Here is a 14,559-nt window from a genome sequence, read left to right on the forward strand (position 1 = left end):
AAGGCGGGGAAGAAATGGGAGCAATTGAACGAAGCGGATATACATTTCAGCCGGAGTTTAGCGTCGTCCGACAAAATGGAGCCATCCATGTGTACCATCACGGAGAGTTTGTGGAAGAAATCGAATTTGAATTTAATGGGGAATATCCTGATCATGATTTGATTGAAGAGCTTGTGAATCATTATTGTTTCGAGCATGACATTTAGAGCCCTGCCTTGGGCTCCTTCATTTATGATGTGATCAGGCCATACTTTTTCAGGATATTCACTGTGATGTTTTTGGCTTTTGTACCGGAATCATCGACATTGGTGACAAAAATATACGAGCCATGCTCTGTTTTGATGAATCCGACAAACCAGCCTAATCCCATATCTGTCAGGCGGGTTCCGGTTTTTCCGTAGAGCGTGTAGTGATCTCCTTCCTCTTGAATCATCATGCGCTTGACGGTTTTCATCACCGATTTGTCAAATGGAAGCTCCTCTTTTACAAGCTTCTCCAAAAAGGCCTCTTGTTCCAGCGGAGATATTGTTAGCGAGCTTTGCAGCCAAAACTGGTCGATCCCCCCGCTGATATCCTTATTGCCGTATGACAGAGTATGAAGCCATGTTTTCATCCTTTCATCACCGATATCTCTCGCTAATGCTTGATAATACCAGATGGCGGATTCCCGCATGGCCGAGCCTAGCGTATGGTCGCGGTTCCATGATTCGAATTCGCGCTTGACCCCGTCCCACCGTTTGACATCGTATTCATCCCGAACAGCTTTTACCTGTAACCCGATTAAGGCGTTCACGACTTTAAAGGTGGACTGCGGAGTTTGTCTTTTGTTTGCCCGTTCTCTGTTGTAGACAAAGGTCTTGTCCTTTTGCACATCGTGAAGAATGAAGGTTCCGTCCGTATCCTTGAATTCGTCATCGACATTCATTTGGCCGACATTCAGATGTTTTTCATGGGCAGACGATGATGCGTGAACGGAAAAGCCGCCGATCCCTGCAATACTCAACACAAGCACAACATATATCCATTTCTTCATTTTGTTCCCCCTTTGTTTTGATCAACTACCTTTTCTCTATTTCTTTTGTTCTTCCTTTGAAAAATAAGAAAAAAGCGCTTAAATTTGGTTTTGTAAACAAATACTGTTACTGGGTTTATATTCGGAAGATAACGTGAAAATAGAGGGTAAAAAGGAAGGCAGGGTAATCATATGAATGAGCAGATTCCACATGACAAAAGTCTTGATAACAGCCTGACGCTGATGCAGGAAGGATATTTGTTTATTAAAAACAGAACAGAGCGCTATCACTCAGACCTGTTTCAGGCTCGTTTATTGGGAAAAACCTTTATTTGCATGACCGGTGCTGAGGCAGCGAAGCTGTTTTATGATACGGAGCGGTTTCAGCGGCAGAATGCTTTGCCGAAGCGGGTGCAGAAAACGCTGTTTGGCGTAAATGCGATTCAGACGATGGATGGCGACGCGCATATCCATCGGAAGCTGCTTTTTCTGTCATTAATGACACCGCCGCATCAAAAGCGTTTGGCTGAGCTGATGACAGAGGAGTGGGAAGCGGCAGTCACGAGATGGGAGAAGGCGGATCAGGTTGTGTTATTTGAGGAAGCAAAAGAAATCCTATGCAGGGTGGCGTGCTATTGGGCTGGCGTTCCGCTGAAGGAAACGGAAGTCAAAGAGAGAGCGGATGACTTCATTGATATGGTCGACGCGTTCGGTGCTGTGGGGCCGCGGCATTGGAAGGGAAGAAGAGCAAGGCCGCGTGCGGAAGAGTGGATTGAAAGAATGATTGAAGATGTTCGTGCCGGCTTGCTGAAAATACCTGCCGGAACAGCACTGCATGAAATGGCGTTTCACACACAAGAAGATGGCAACCAGCTGGATTCCCGGATGGCCGCCATTGAGCTGATTAATGTCCTGCGGCCTATCGTCGCCATTTCTTACTTTCTTGTGTTTTCAGCTTTGGCGCTTCATAAGCATCCGAAGTATAAGGAATGGCTGCGTTCTGGAAGCAACCGGGAAAGAGAAATGTTTGTGCAGGAGGTTCGCAGATATTATCCGTTCGGCCCGTTTTTAGGGGCGCTTGTTAAAAAGGATTTTGAATGGAATACCTGTGAGTTTAAGAAGGGCACGTCGGTACTGCTTGATGTTTATGGAACGAATCACGACCCTCGCTTATGGGACAACCCTGATGAATTTCGGCCTGAACGATTTGAGGAGCGGGAGGAAAATCCGTTTGATTTGATTCCTCAAGGCGGAGGTCACGCGGAGAAAGGGCATCGCTGTCCAGGGGAAGGCATTACTATTGAAGTCATGAAAGCAAGCCTGGATTTTCTCGTCAATCAGATTGAATACGACGTTCCGGAACAATCGCTGCATTACAGTCTCGCGAGAATGCCGTCATTGCCTGAAAGCGGTTTTGTGATGAGCGGAATCAGACGGAAAAGTTAAATATAAAAGCTCTCTTCCTTATCGAAGAGAGCTTTTTCATTACTTCTTTTTTTCATCGTAATATTGCACGGGATACATAGAGCCTTCGGATACCATTTTGTTGTCCTCAATATCTTGCGGGTGCGGATGTCCTGCTTTATCGACTGGGAACGTTTCCATATCCGGCTGTTTGGTCATTTTCATTTTCATGCTGTGAATGAATTCTCTAGCTTTTTGGCGATTTGACGGGTCTTTTAATAGATAAGAAGTGATGCCGACGGTTGAAACAGCGAGACCTGAAAGTAACAGTTTTTGTTTCATGGTGATACTCCTTTCTATTTTAAGAGTAGTGTTTCCTGTATCATTCCCGTTTTGGGTATGGCTAAACCTTTGCCAATTTTCTTAGGGAAGCCGTTCAGCGGCTGTGCCTGCTATTCTTTGGGCAGGTATACTGAAAGCTCTGTGGGAAAGAATAACTGTGATGAGAAAACCTTGCGCTATCACGCAAGGTTTTTTGTAGTCGATTGGTCATGTTCATCGCAAAAATGTTACACCAATGTAAACGTTTAATAGGACCATAAGGCTTATTGTTAAGTTATTGTAAATTAAGCGGATGTTTTATTTACAATCATCTGAACTTGAAACATAATCGAAGAGAGTTTGCTGAATAATGTCTAAACAGAGGTGAACATGTTGGCGATTGACATACAAACATTACTGTTCGAATTTCTCGGGGGTCTCGGTATTTTCCTGATTGGGATTAAGTTCATGGGAGACGGACTTCAGAAATCGGCTGGAGATAGATTAAGAAATATTTTAGACCGTTTTACAAGCAATCCGCTAATGGGCGTATTGGCTGGGATTATTGTGACGGTTTTGATTCAGAGCAGTTCCGGAACCACGGTTATCACCGTTGGGCTTGTCAGTGCGGGCTTTATGACGCTTCGCCAGGCCATTGGCGTCATTATGGGAGCCAATATTGGAACAACGGTTACCGCGTTTATTATCGGAATCGATATAGGGGCCTATGCGTTGCCGATTATTGCTGTCGGCGGATTTTTACTGTTTTTCTTTAAACATAAAAATGTACAAAACGCGGGTCAGATAGTGTTTGGGTTCGGGGCTCTGTTTTATGGGCTGGAGTTAATGAGCGGCGGCATGAAACCGCTCCGTTCACTTGAGGCCTTTCATGATTTAACGGTTAGTATGAGCTCCAATCCGGTTCTAGGTGTTGCCATTGGGACTTTGTTTACGGTTCTCGTGCAAAGCTCCAGCGCCACGATTGGTATCCTGCAAGGTTTATTTTCAGATGGTCTAATTGATATTAACGGTGCGCTGCCGGTGTTATTCGGTGACAATATCGGAACGACGATCACCGCGGTTCTTGCGTCTTTAGGTGCATCTGTCGCAGCGAGACGTGCTGCGGCCACTCATGTGCTGTTTAACCTTATCGGGACAACGATTTTCCTGATTTTGCTTAAACCATTCACAGCATTGATCTTATCGCTTCAGACATCGATTGGGCTTGATCCGAAGATGACGATTGCATTCGCACACGGAATCTTTAATACGACCAATACGATTATACAGCTTCCTTTTGTCGGGATATTGGCTTTGATCGTAACAAAACTGATTCCGGGCAAGGATTCAATGGTCGAATACAAGTCGCATCTTGATCCGATTTTTATCGAGCAATCCCCATCTATTGCTCTTGGACAAGCAAAAGAAGAAGTGCTGCAAATGGGGAATTTTGCGGTGCAGGGGCTGGAAGTTACAAAACAGTTTTTAGTGACAAAACAGCCAAAATACGCGGCAAATGCTTATCAGATAGAGGATGCGGTTAACAATCTTGATCGGAAAATTACCGATTATTTGATCGAGCTTTCTTCAAGTTCTCTTTCAGAGCACGAGTCTGAGGAGCATCATATGCTGATGGATACCGTCAGAGACATTGAAAGAATCGGCGACCACTTCGAAAATGTAATTGAACTGATTGAATATCAGCAGGCGCATCGTGTGGTTATCACTGAATCTGCCATGGCGGATTTAACGGAAATGATGGATTTGACGATTTCTACTGTGAAAGCGTCCATGGAAGCATTGCACCACAATGATGTGAAGATAGCTGAGCAAGTCATTGAAAAAGAAGATGAAATTGACAAAATGGAACGGAAGCTTCGCAAAAAGCATATTATCCGTCTGAATGAAGGGCTGTGCACCGGACAAGCGGGCATCGTCTTTGTCGATATGATCAGCAACCTTGAGCGTATCGGCGATCATGCGGTGAATATTGCAGAAGCTGTTATTGGTGAAAATCGATAAGAAAAAGCTGAGAATCCTAAGATTCTCAGCTTTTTTTGTAGTCTTTTTTAACGTGCTGGAAGACATCGGGGTAGTTTGTAAACACTCCTGTCACTCCCCAGTCAAGCAGGCGGCGCATATCTGCTTCTGTATTGACCGTGTAAGGATGAAGCAGGAGGCCATGGCTGCGGATCATACTGACGTTTTCTGCATTTAGCGCTTTATAATCTGGACCCGCGCCGACAGCGTATGTTTTGATTTCGTCCAGGTCAGCATCTGTCATTGACGCCATTTGTTTGGCTTCCAGCAATTGAACGGTTGGCAGGTTTGGCTGTAATTGATGGACTTTTACCAGGCTTTCTTTGCTGAACGATTGAATCATCACTTGACCGCGCTTAGCATGTTTGCCTAGTAATTTATGTTTCTGTAAAGAAGCGATCAGTTTTTCTTCCATGCCTGGGTAGGTGTCAGGCGATTTTGTTTCAATGTAGTAGTTCGCGTGTTTTCCAAAACGGTCTAATACCTCGTCTAATGTAGGAACTTTAAGGCCGGCGTACTGCGGCTTTGCTTTTTCCGGATAGGCTTTATTAAACCAAGAACCGGCGTCAAGTTTCTTAATGTCTGCGAGCGTATGGTCTTTCACCCAGCCCGTTCCGTTTGTGGTGCGGTCCAGTTTTTCATCGTGCATGACAATCAGTTTGCCGTCTTTTGTCATTTGCAGATCCAACTCAATATAATCTGCTTTCATTTTCTGAGCGGTTTCGTAAGAAAGGATCGTGTGCTCAGGCACATATCCGGAAGCCCCTCTGTGCGCGACCGTCAGGATACGGTCAGGTGACAGCAGGTTTCCTTTTGACGCTGCCGACACTGGTGTTACCATAAATGAGAGTAAGCCCAGCGACAGAAGAACCAAGGCTAGTATTCTATTTTTTCGCATGATTTCTCCTCCTTATAGATAAACAGTACCTGTCTTTCATATTAAAAAAATGATGTAAACGGCGTGTTAGAAAATGATTAATCTTTTATGTTTCTTTCTTAAACGTGCTCCGCCCGTTTTCCTGTATTCCATGTCAGAGCCAAGAAGACGATAGCAAGAATGCAGGAAGAAATCAGCATGATAAAGCCGCCGTTCCAATCAAACTGGTCAACGACAAAGCCCATAATGGCGTTTGCGAAGGCAGATCCGCCAATGTATCCGAAAAATCCGGTCAAACCGGCTGCAGTTCCTGCCGCTTTTTTCGGCGCGAGATCAATTGCTTGCAGGCCGATCAGCATAACAGGTCCGTAGATTAAGAAGCCAATGCTGATCAGGGCGATGTTGTCTACGAGCGGATGGCCCGCGGGATTCAGCCAATACACCAATACGGCAATGAATACGCCCGCCATAAACAAGACGCCTGCCGGTGCCCGGCGGCTTTTGAAGAATCGGTCACTGATCCAACCGCACAGGATCGTTCCCGGTATGCCGGCGTATTCGTAGAGAAAATACGACCAGCGCGAATCTTCAGGAGAAAAGCCTTTTGCTTCTGTTAAGTAAGTAGGCGCCCAGTCAACCACGCCGTACCGCACAAAATAAACAAATACATTGGCAAACGCGATGTACCAAAGAAATTTATTGTTCAGCACATATTGAAAAAGAATTTCTTTTGTTGTTAATTCTTTTTCCTGATTTTTAAAAGCGTGTTTTGGATAGTCATTCCGATACTCTTCAATTGGCGGGAGTCCGCAGGATTGAGGCGTATCGCGAACCAATAAAACAATCAAAAATGAAATGATAATGGCGATGATGGCAGGGAAGAAAAACACGCTTTTCCAGGTCACGAACATCGCGATGCCAAGAGTAACAAGCGGTGCAAGAATCCCGCCACCTATGTTATGGGCGACATTCCAGATCGACATTTTGGTGCCCCGTTCACTAATGGAAAACCAATGGGCCATCGTCCTTCCGCACGGCGGCCAGCCCATTCCTTGAAACCATCCGTTGATAAACATAAAGATAAACATGATGGTGACGCTCGAAGTCACCCAAGGCATTGAAACAAATAGGATATTAACAATTGCTGATAAAAATAGGCCTGTCGCGAGAAAATACCTCGGATTACAGCGGTCAGACACCATGCCCATGATGAATTTGCTGAAGCCGTATGCAATGGACACAGCGGCCAGCACCAATCCCAGTTCCGTTTTTGAAAACCCTTGTTCCTGCAGATAAGGAATGGCGAAGGCAAAGTTTTTCCGCAGCAGGTAGTAGCCTGCATAGCCAATGAAAATACCAATGAATACTTGCAGCCTGAGCCGTTTGTAAGCCGCATCCATCTTTGAATCGTCCAGTCTCTCAATGTGAGGAGCCGGTTTAAATATATTAAGCATCAAAATCATCCCCCTTTGCTGTTAGTGCTGGATGTGTGGCGTGCCTCCTTTCTGAAAAACAAAAAGAGCCAGAAAACACCCCTTGTCAAAAAGGGGTTTGATTCCTGGCTCTCCTCATCTCCATCCAAGCTATTAACTTATCATGATAGCGCTTTCTTAAATTATCATAGTCCGGGGTGAATGTAAACGGGTAATTTTCAAATTGGATCTTGAAAAAAGTGAATATTATCCTTTTCATATTGCAGTTATGTTTTTTTACGAGCCGCATAAAAATCTGGAGGGAGGCTGTTGCAGGTGGATGAATTAGATATCGCATTTGGTATTTTGCCTTTAGGGATTATATTGTTATCGGTAGCCGGGACTTGTGTTTGTAAAAACGTGTATCTGATGCCGGTGCTTAGTTTGATCATTTCGCTAGTGTTCACTTTTACTATTTTTAACGAATCATTTTTAGGGTGGGCTGTTGTCTATAGCTTGGTTTCACTGGCTTTATCCTCTATCACATTGATTGTGATCAGGAAAAGGAAAGCATCAGGAAAATAAAAAATGCCCCACTTTCCAACATATCGTTGACTAAGGCAACTATCATTGATTATAATTGGCTTAATCGACGATATAAGAAAGTGGGGATGAGTTTGAAAACCAGTGAATCAACTGTCGGATTAAAATTCAGAAAGTTCAATCGATTTTACACGAATGTCCTTGGTTTCCTTAATGAGCACATTTACGACAGCCCGTTTTCCTTAACGGAAACACGGATCTTATTTGAAATTTATAATACGCCTAATTGTACGGCAAAAGCCCTTCAGGATAAGCTAGGGCTTGATCGGGGATATGTCAGCAGGATTTTGAAGCAGTTTGAAAAAGAAGATTTGATCTATAAACAGAAGAGCAAAGATGACGCTCGCCACCACTATATTTATGTCACGGAAACGGGGAAAACGATTTATAAAAAGCTGGAGGAGAAAGCCAACGAACAAGTAGAACTGATGCTGAAGGAAATTGACCAAAAGGATCAGCACAAGCTTGCGGAGGCGATGGCAGAAATTGAGGCGATCCTTTCACAGTCGCTTTCTTCCAGAACGTCAGACATATCGATTAGAGATTATTTTCTTTCGGATGATCTTCAGCTTCTCATTGAAAAACAGAGACACTTTTATGAGGAGGCTCATGGCTGGGACGACACGTTTTTAGCTTATCTTCATGAGACATTTGATGCTGAAATCGAAAAAATATGGATTGCAGAAAGCGGAGGGAAATTTGCCGGCTCTGTCGGGTTGGTCAAACATGATGAAAAGACAGTGCAGCTCAGATGGTTTCTTGTTGATGCCGCTTTTCGAGGAAGGGGGCTCGGCACTCAATTGCTGGAGCATCTGGTTGCATACTGCCGGGACATGAGATTTGAACGCATTTTTCTTTGGACGGTGAGCACCATGGCTGAGGCCCGTCCGCTCTACGAAAAATTTGGATTCAGGGTAAGTGAAGTGAAAAAAGAAGCGCCATTATGGGGACAGCGTCTGACAGAAGAACGGTGGGATCTGGAGTTGTCATGAAAAGACTGCACTATGCTTGGATCATCGTTTCCATCACCTTTTTGATCTTATTGGCCGTTCAGGGGGTGCGCCTGTCGTTTGGTGCATTTGTGGAGCCATGGGAACGGCAGTTTTCAATGGATAGAGGCACCATCTCGCTGATTTCAACGATAAGCTTTATTGTCTACGGCATATCACAGCCTGTGATTGGGCGGCTTGTGGACAAATGGGGTGCTCGGGCTGTTTTGTCATGGAGTTCGTTACTGACAGGGGTCAGCATTTTCTTAACATGCTTTGTCACCTCGCCTTGGCAGCTGTTTCTGCTTTACGGGCTGGGCGTCTCGCTTGGAGTGGGCGGAGCATCGAATGTGGCAGCAAGTGTGTTGGTTGTCAATTGGTTTAGCAAAAAGAGGGGACTAGCCTTTGGAATCATGGAAGCAGGCTTTGGGGCTGGGCAAATGCTTCTCGTTCCCGGCTCACTCATGCTGATCCATTGGTTTAGCTGGAAGCTGACGGTGGTGGTGTTGGGCTTGCTGTTAATCGTGATTGTCTTTCCAGCTGCACTGCTGATGCTGCGGAACAATCCTTCAGAAAAGAATGCAGAGCCGATCGGCGGGCTGGCTGCTGTGGAAAAAGAAACAGCGCCTAATACAACTGCTCTTTCAGTGACCGGAATGTTTCGGATGAGGCAATTCTGGTTTTTGATTTTGCCGTTTTTGATCTGCGGATTTACGACCGTGGGGCTGATGGATACCCATTTGATTCCCTTTTCTCACGATCACGGCTTTTCAACGACAGTCACAAGTGCCGCTGTCAGTCTGCTTGCCGGCTTTAATATCGCTGGCATCTTACTGTCTGGAATTGTAGCGGACCGGTGGAGCAGCCGGAAAATCCTGTGCTTTTTATATGCGGTACGCGCGCTGTCGATCGTGATTCTGATTTACAGCCACGAGCCCTACTTGCTTTTAGCCTTTGCGATTCTGTTTGGATTAGTGGACTTCGCCACGGTAGCGCCGACTCAAATGCTCGCTACCCAGTACTTTCAAAACTACTCGATCGGCCTCATGATCGGCTGGCTGTCGCTTGCCCATCAAATCGGATCGGCACTCGGCGCGTATGTGCCTGGCGTCATCTATACTGTAACGGGTGAGTATACAATGGCTTTTTATGTGTCGATTGGAATGCTCGTGCTGGCGAGTGTGATGAATGTGTTGCTGAGGGAGCCCGCAGCGGCCACGCGTGACAGTGTGGCTGTGATAGAGAAGGGATGAGGGCAGAGATTGAGCATCTCTGATTTCGGGATTATTCAGAGATGCTTTTTTTGTATTTTTGTTCTAATACGAAGTCAATCATTCCGACAATGCGGGCGTTTTCTGATTTTTGTTTGAAGCGCTCAGAAATTTGAACTTTTCTTGAAAATGGGAAAACACCAAATACCCAGATAAGGCCAATTAACACAAAAAACATTTGTACACCCATCTCTATTAAATCATTATAATGAGAACTGAAAAAATAAATATATAACGTTATTAATGTCACTGTAAATACGATTTTGACAGTGTGTTTGAATGTGAGCTGTGGTTCAATTAAACACACTTTCATTTGGTTGAGTGTGAAAGAGTCTTGTTTCATTAGGTAAGAAAGTAAATCATTGTCGTTTTGACTGATAGGGTACAAGTCGGTTTCTATTTTTTTTGTGATCTCCTGATACTTATGTATATTACTTTTCATACAGTATCCCCCCTTTTTTAGAAGAACTCCATGAATCCCTAAAGGACTCATGGAGAAACAATATTATTTAAAAAGTGCTAAAAATGTACGGAAGAGTACTGCAGCAGCTCCCATTTCAGGGCCTACCGTTAATACTAATGCACCAATACCAGCAACAATCAAGATACCTGTACCTGCCACAACCATGTTGTTGACAATAGTATCCCAATTCGGTGAGTATACTTCCTCAGTATCTGGTAAAGTAAAGTGCTTCTGTTTTATTTTAAACGTAATCGTAGTCGTAAGTCCAGTTGTAGTACTGTCACCTACTGGAATATCAGGGGTATAGATTTTAATTTGAATGTTTAACGATTCAGCAGTTGGATTAATATAAATCTCCAAATATCCATTGCGCACTGATAAGCTAAGACTGTTTAGTAGGTTTTGATAAGAGTCGATTTGTGACGCAGTGAGAGACGTTTGTGTGTCGCCCAATAAACCTGTGATATAGGCACCTGGTTTACCATTTGTAATGGTAATCGTATTTGGTGATCCTTCACTTGGTATGGTTGCCAGTAGTGAAGTGGATAGAATGATATCCAACTCAGGTGATGTAAAAATGGTTTCTGTCGTATCAAATTCAAACATCGCGTTTGCAAGATTTGATAGATTTTCTAAAGCCGGAATGGTAGATAAAATGTCTGTCAGTGTACGCAGTCTTGCATCATATACCGGATCAGACGGCGGATTCACGTGGCTTACGCCTGAGTCTCTTCCTGAAAAGCCGTCTTTATCAATCCCGATGCTTCCAGAGCCGCTTCCGATTGTTCCTTCATAAAATTGATCAAAGGCCCAGTTGTTTGGCATCGGATAGCCGAGATTGCCGCTAAATCCAGTTGACATATTTGCCACAAAACTATATTTTGTCAGTCCTGCTTCTGAAGTACGGATACAAATGTTTCTGGGTCCGTAAACTCCAATTTCATATTTAGGTGCGGTTGAAAATGTCTGCATTTTTGTAAACGCTGACTTGATCTCTTGAAAATAAGGGATGATTTTATCGGTTACTTCATAATCGTATGCATCAAAGTCGACGGCAAAATAAATGGTCGTGCCTGACGGGAATCCTAATCTTCGAGCCGCTGAAGCAGCACTGTATGCATCTCTTGTGCCTTGGTCTTTTACAAAATAAGAAGATTCATAACCGCCGTCTTGATAAATTGGAAAGACCTTTAATCCGGCATCAAGAATAACTGCAAGTTCTTTAGATGTCAGGGCTTTTGATGTGAGGCCATTGCTTGTCCGCACATTTCCGGTCAAATATCTGCCAACCGTTTTATAACCGCTATTCCGCAGTGTTTGAGCTTTTTCTGCCGTTATAATTGTTGCAGTGTCACAAGCTGAAGCGGCGCGTGCTGTGTCTCCTGAGCTTGATAATAAAGCTTTAATGGTCGGCATATCTGCATAACCTGTTTGCGGCAGGCACATGAACTCTTGAAATGCTTTAATGGCTGAAACAACACCGACACCATATTTGCCGTCAAACTCACCAGGGTTGAATGATTTTCCGTTGCAATAAAGGGCGTACTGAACAATTAAAACAAAGCCTGTTCTTGAATCGCCGGGAGTTAAAGTAGGGCATAAACTTGTTGTGCCGTTTCCGAAAAATCCATTGGCAACACTTGTGCTCATGCCTTCTTCTTTTTGTAGGGCATAAATAAGAGCTTTGTTTGTATCGCGGCCATATAGTCCGTCACAAGGCATTAACCCGATGTAGTCATTGTAGTCCCGGTTTAAGTTTTGTTGAATCTGGCGGATTCTTGAATCGCCCCCAGACACCAGCTTAAAAGCGCTCATGTCCAATAAGGCTTTCATAATCAACGTGGTGACTATCCCATCCTGTGTTGTCAGTCCGGCAGCTTTCTGAAATTCCTTCACCGCATTTTCTGTTTTTTCATAAAAGACGCCTGTAAAACCGCCGGGATTAAAGCCTTTGCACCATAAAGCTCCCTGTAAAATAAAATTCATGTTGCTTGGTTCTGAATCTGGAGCTTGGCGTTTAAGAGGCTTAAATAAGCGCTGTGTTGTCGGCCCGAAGTTATCAGCTGGTTCTGAGATACCCAGTTCAATTTGAAGAGCCCGAGTCAGACCGTAGATCGTATCCCACCCAGTTTTCCCGCTCTCTTCTACTGGGTTATACCCATGCTTTCCGCTGTACGTTTCGTTCAGCCATTGCTGTGTGATTAAGACCATTTCATCAACCATTTTGATTCCTCCTTTATTAGATCGCGTTCATTTATAGGTGGCAAACGTAGGACAAAATAAAAAATGGATGCCGTTAAGCATCCATAGTACTTCCGTTCTCCATCAGCTTCGCTTTCGGTTTCAGCTCTGAAATGTAGAGCCCTAAAAGCGTAAGTGTACCTCCTAGAAGAGCGATCCATGTCATGTTTTCGTGCAGGATCAGGATGGAAGCTGTGATTGTGATGACCGGGACCATGTAAATATACGCGCTAGATTTTACGGCACCGAGCACACCGACTGAGTAATTCCATGTTGCGAAACACAGGGCGGAAGCACCGATGCCGAGGAAGAGCATGTTGAGTACATTTGAAGCGGATGAAAATCGGCTCAGGTCAAAATGGAAGTCGAACAAAAATAAAGGGGGAACCATAAACAACAAACCGTATAAAAACACTCTCTGTGTCAGCTCGATGATGTGATAATCGTAAGCGCTTAATTTTTTCATGAAAATCGAGTAGCCTCCGAACACGAGAGCGGCCCCGACTGCCATGATGTCTCCGAACGGATTCAGACGCAGTACGACATTGCCGTTGAACGTAATCAATAAAAGCCCGATCAGTGCTGCCCAAATCCAATGAAAAAAGTCAGCCGCAGTTTTTCGCCTTCAAGCAGAAAATGGGCCAGCACCGCAGTGATCATCGGAATAACGGATACGATCATGCCGACATTGGATGCATATGTATAGGTGAGAGCTATATTTTCTAATAGAAAGTATAAGGTTACGCCAAATAAACCTGCCCCGGCAAATAACAGCTCCTGCCGCCAATTTTTGAACGGAATTATTTTGGGGCGTACGAGAATAAGCGCAATAAAGCCCATCAAAAACCGATAAAATAATATTTCCATTGGAGTGAAGTCAGCCAGAAGAACCTTTGTCGAAATAAAGGTCGTCCCCCAAATCAGAATGGTCACAATGGCTGCGATATGCCCGGAAGTTTCTCTTTGTATGCTCATCTTTGAAGCTCCTTTTCAAAAATCTTCATGTATTGCTTCGGCGTCAGCCCCACCTGCCGTTTGAAAAACTTCGTCATATGGCTCTGATCGCTGAATCCTGTCTGAAATGCCGCATCAATTGGTCTAACCCCTTGTTCCAGGAGTTTTTTCGCTTGATTAATCCGGATTGTCTCCAGGTAGCTATTAGGCGTAATTCCTTTTTGTTTTGTAAATGAACGCAATAAATGATACTTGCTCCAGCCTGTTAGTTCACTCAAATCGTTGAGCGTAACGTTCTCGGTATAATGCTCTTCTAAAAATTCGCAAACCATTTTGACTTCGTCGGACGGTTCGGGAATGCTGCTGAGGAATGTGACGTCAGAATAATGGCGGATCAGCTCTTCAAGAAGATGAAGAAACAGCTCCTCTTTGCGCAAAGCCTGTTTTTCCTTGGATATCAAAATATGCAATTCCTGCAGGCTGGTTGTCAGCTCGTGGCGGAATAACACATGCTGGGAGAAATATGGGAGATGCCCGGCACCAGTAATCTCTTTCACCGCCTTCTCCATGACATCCGGCATCACATTGATACACCGATAATCAAGCGTCCGCCCGTCAATCTGCTCACAGCTATGCGTGTCACGGGGGTTAAAGAGGAGAAGATCACCTGGATTGATGATATATTCTTGATCCTGACAGGCCAGATACCGCTGTCCTTTTTCAATAAAGCCAATCACATAATAATCGTGAAAGTGATTCGGGAATTTTTGCATAATCCCTTTGAAACGGTAGGCTTCTATATTAAGGTGCGGATCAAGCTGCAGTGTTCGGGTTTCGTTTTGCATGGGATGCCTCCTGTCGGTGTGGTGTCTTGGGTTAAGTGTAGCATGATTTTTGGGGATTTCTTGTATGATGTTGCTGTTTGGAAAAGAGAAAGCAGACCTTTACTGGTCTGCTTTCTTTTCCATCAGT

13 protein-coding genes and 1 pseudogene are annotated in these 14,559 nt (G+C 44.4%); 6 read left to right on the top strand and 8 right to left on the bottom strand.

Features of this window, described 5'->3' with window-relative positions:
- Window positions 1-14 precede the first annotated feature (14 nt).
- On the top strand, window positions 15-206 hold the full coding sequence (locus GYO_RS23565) for a DUF5370 family protein (protein ID WP_041521120.1): 192 nt from the start codon (window positions 15-17) through the stop codon (window positions 204-206).
- Between the two features lie 23 nt (window positions 207-229).
- On the opposite strand, the gene blaOXA is transcribed toward GYO_RS23565, so the two are convergent.
- Entirely contained in the window at window positions 230-1,033 is an 804-nt protein-coding gene (gene blaOXA, locus GYO_RS23570; protein WP_014112473.1) for a class D beta-lactamase, read from the bottom strand.
- A gap of 171 nt (window positions 1,034-1,204) precedes the next feature.
- On the opposite strand from blaOXA, the gene cypC reads away from it, so the two are divergent.
- Window positions 1,205-2,458, top strand: coding sequence for a CYP152 family fatty-acid peroxygenase CypC (cypC, locus tag GYO_RS23575; protein WP_014112475.1), 1,254 nt, complete (start codon window positions 1,205-1,207; stop codon window positions 2,456-2,458).
- 39 nt (window positions 2,459-2,497) lie between these two features.
- Here the strand turns inward: cypC and GYO_RS23580 are convergent, their stop codons facing one another.
- Entirely contained in the window at window positions 2,498-2,758 is a 261-nt protein-coding gene (locus GYO_RS23580; RefSeq protein ID WP_014112476.1) for a YbyB family protein, read from the bottom strand.
- A 372-nt stretch (window positions 2,759-3,130) separates the two neighbouring features.
- On the opposite strand from GYO_RS23580, the gene GYO_RS23585 reads away from it, so the two are divergent.
- The gene (locus tag GYO_RS23585; protein WP_014112477.1) at window positions 3,131-4,759 is read left to right on the top strand and encodes a Na/Pi cotransporter family protein; all 1,629 of its coding nucleotides are present in this window, start codon (window positions 3,131-3,133) and stop codon (window positions 4,757-4,759) included.
- A gap of 25 nt (window positions 4,760-4,784) precedes the next feature.
- On the opposite strand, the gene GYO_RS23590 is transcribed toward GYO_RS23585, so the two are convergent.
- Both GYO_RS23590 and glpT read right to left on the bottom strand, forming a co-directional pair.
- Entirely contained in the window at window positions 4,785-5,675 is an 891-nt protein-coding gene (locus GYO_RS23590; protein ID WP_014112478.1) for a glycerophosphodiester phosphodiesterase, read from the bottom strand.
- Window positions 5,676-5,773: 98 nt separating this feature from the next.
- Window positions 5,774-7,108 (bottom strand): glycerol-3-phosphate transporter, encoded by a 1,335-nt coding sequence (gene glpT, locus GYO_RS23595; RefSeq protein WP_014112479.1) that lies wholly within the window; start codon window positions 7,106-7,108, stop codon window positions 5,774-5,776.
- Between the two features lie 294 nt (window positions 7,109-7,402).
- Between glpT and GYO_RS23600 the strand changes: the two genes are divergently transcribed.
- From GYO_RS23600 to GYO_RS23610, 3 genes are all read left to right on the top strand, one after another.
- The gene (locus GYO_RS23600) at window positions 7,403-7,651 is read left to right on the top strand and encodes a YbeF family protein (protein ID WP_014112481.1); all 249 of its coding nucleotides are present in this window, start codon (window positions 7,403-7,405) and stop codon (window positions 7,649-7,651) included.
- A gap of 92 nt (window positions 7,652-7,743) precedes the next feature.
- Window positions 7,744-8,661 carry a bifunctional helix-turn-helix transcriptional regulator/GNAT family N-acetyltransferase gene (locus GYO_RS23605; protein WP_014112482.1) on the top strand — a complete coding sequence of 306 codons (918 nt, stop codon included), beginning with the start codon at window positions 7,744-7,746 and terminating at the stop codon, window positions 8,659-8,661.
- Window positions 8,658-9,911 (top strand): MFS transporter, encoded by a 1,254-nt coding sequence (locus GYO_RS23610; RefSeq protein ID WP_014112483.1) that lies wholly within the window; start codon window positions 8,658-8,660, stop codon window positions 9,909-9,911. Before GYO_RS23605 ends, GYO_RS23610 begins: the two co-directional genes overlap by 4 nt.
- 31 nt (window positions 9,912-9,942) lie before the next feature.
- Here the strand turns inward: GYO_RS23610 and GYO_RS23615 are convergent, their stop codons facing one another.
- The 4 genes and pseudogenes from GYO_RS23615 to GYO_RS23630 form a co-directional block, all read right to left on the bottom strand.
- Window positions 9,943-10,371, bottom strand: coding sequence for a hypothetical protein (locus tag GYO_RS23615; RefSeq protein WP_014112484.1), 429 nt, complete (start codon window positions 10,369-10,371; stop codon window positions 9,943-9,945).
- Window positions 10,372-10,434: 63 nt separating this feature from the next.
- Window positions 10,435-12,615, bottom strand: a complete 2,181-nt coding sequence (locus GYO_RS23620; RefSeq protein ID WP_014112485.1) for a glycoside hydrolase domain-containing protein — start codon at window positions 12,613-12,615, stop codon at window positions 10,435-10,437.
- A 73-nt stretch (window positions 12,616-12,688) separates the two neighbouring features.
- Window positions 12,689-13,608 (bottom strand): annotated as a pseudogene (locus GYO_RS23625) (DMT family transporter).
- The gene (locus tag GYO_RS23630) at window positions 13,605-14,432 is read right to left on the bottom strand and encodes an AraC family ligand binding domain-containing protein (protein WP_014112486.1); all 828 of its coding nucleotides are present in this window, start codon (window positions 14,430-14,432) and stop codon (window positions 13,605-13,607) included. Before GYO_RS23630 ends, GYO_RS23625 begins: the two are co-directional and overlap by 4 nt.
- Window positions 14,433-14,559: the final 127 nt, after the last annotated feature.

It is taken from the genome of Bacillus spizizenii TU-B-10 (assembly GCF_000227465.1).
GTDB classification, from domain to species: domain Bacteria; phylum Bacillota; class Bacilli; order Bacillales; family Bacillaceae; genus Bacillus; species Bacillus spizizenii.

Coding starts and splice junctions, on each gene's coding strand:
- GYO_RS23590 (WP_014112478.1), bottom strand. CDS start 5,675: ATGCGAAAAAATAGAATACTAGCCTTGGTTCTTCTGTCGCTGGGCTTA.
- GYO_RS23630 (WP_014112486.1), bottom strand. CDS start 14,432: ATGCAAAACGAAACCCGAACACTGCAGCTTGATCCGCACCTTAATATA.
- GYO_RS23565 (WP_041521120.1), top strand. CDS start 15: ATGGGAGCAATTGAACGAAGCGGATATACATTTCAGCCGGAGTTTAGC.
- cypC (WP_014112475.1), top strand. CDS start 1,205: ATGAATGAGCAGATTCCACATGACAAAAGTCTTGATAACAGCCTGACG.
- GYO_RS23580 (WP_014112476.1), bottom strand. CDS start 2,758: ATGAAACAAAAACTGTTACTTTCAGGTCTCGCTGTTTCAACCGTCGGC.
- GYO_RS23620 (WP_014112485.1), bottom strand. CDS start 12,615: ATGGTTGATGAAATGGTCTTAATCACACAGCAATGGCTGAACGAAACG.
- blaOXA (WP_014112473.1), bottom strand. CDS start 1,033: ATGAAGAAATGGATATATGTTGTGCTTGTGTTGAGTATTGCAGGGATC.
- GYO_RS23610 (WP_014112483.1), top strand. CDS start 8,658: ATGAAAAGACTGCACTATGCTTGGATCATCGTTTCCATCACCTTTTTG.
- GYO_RS23615 (WP_014112484.1), bottom strand. CDS start 10,371: ATGAAAAGTAATATACATAAGTATCAGGAGATCACAAAAAAAATAGAA.
- glpT (WP_014112479.1), bottom strand. CDS start 7,108: ATGCTTAATATATTTAAACCGGCTCCTCACATTGAGAGACTGGACGAT.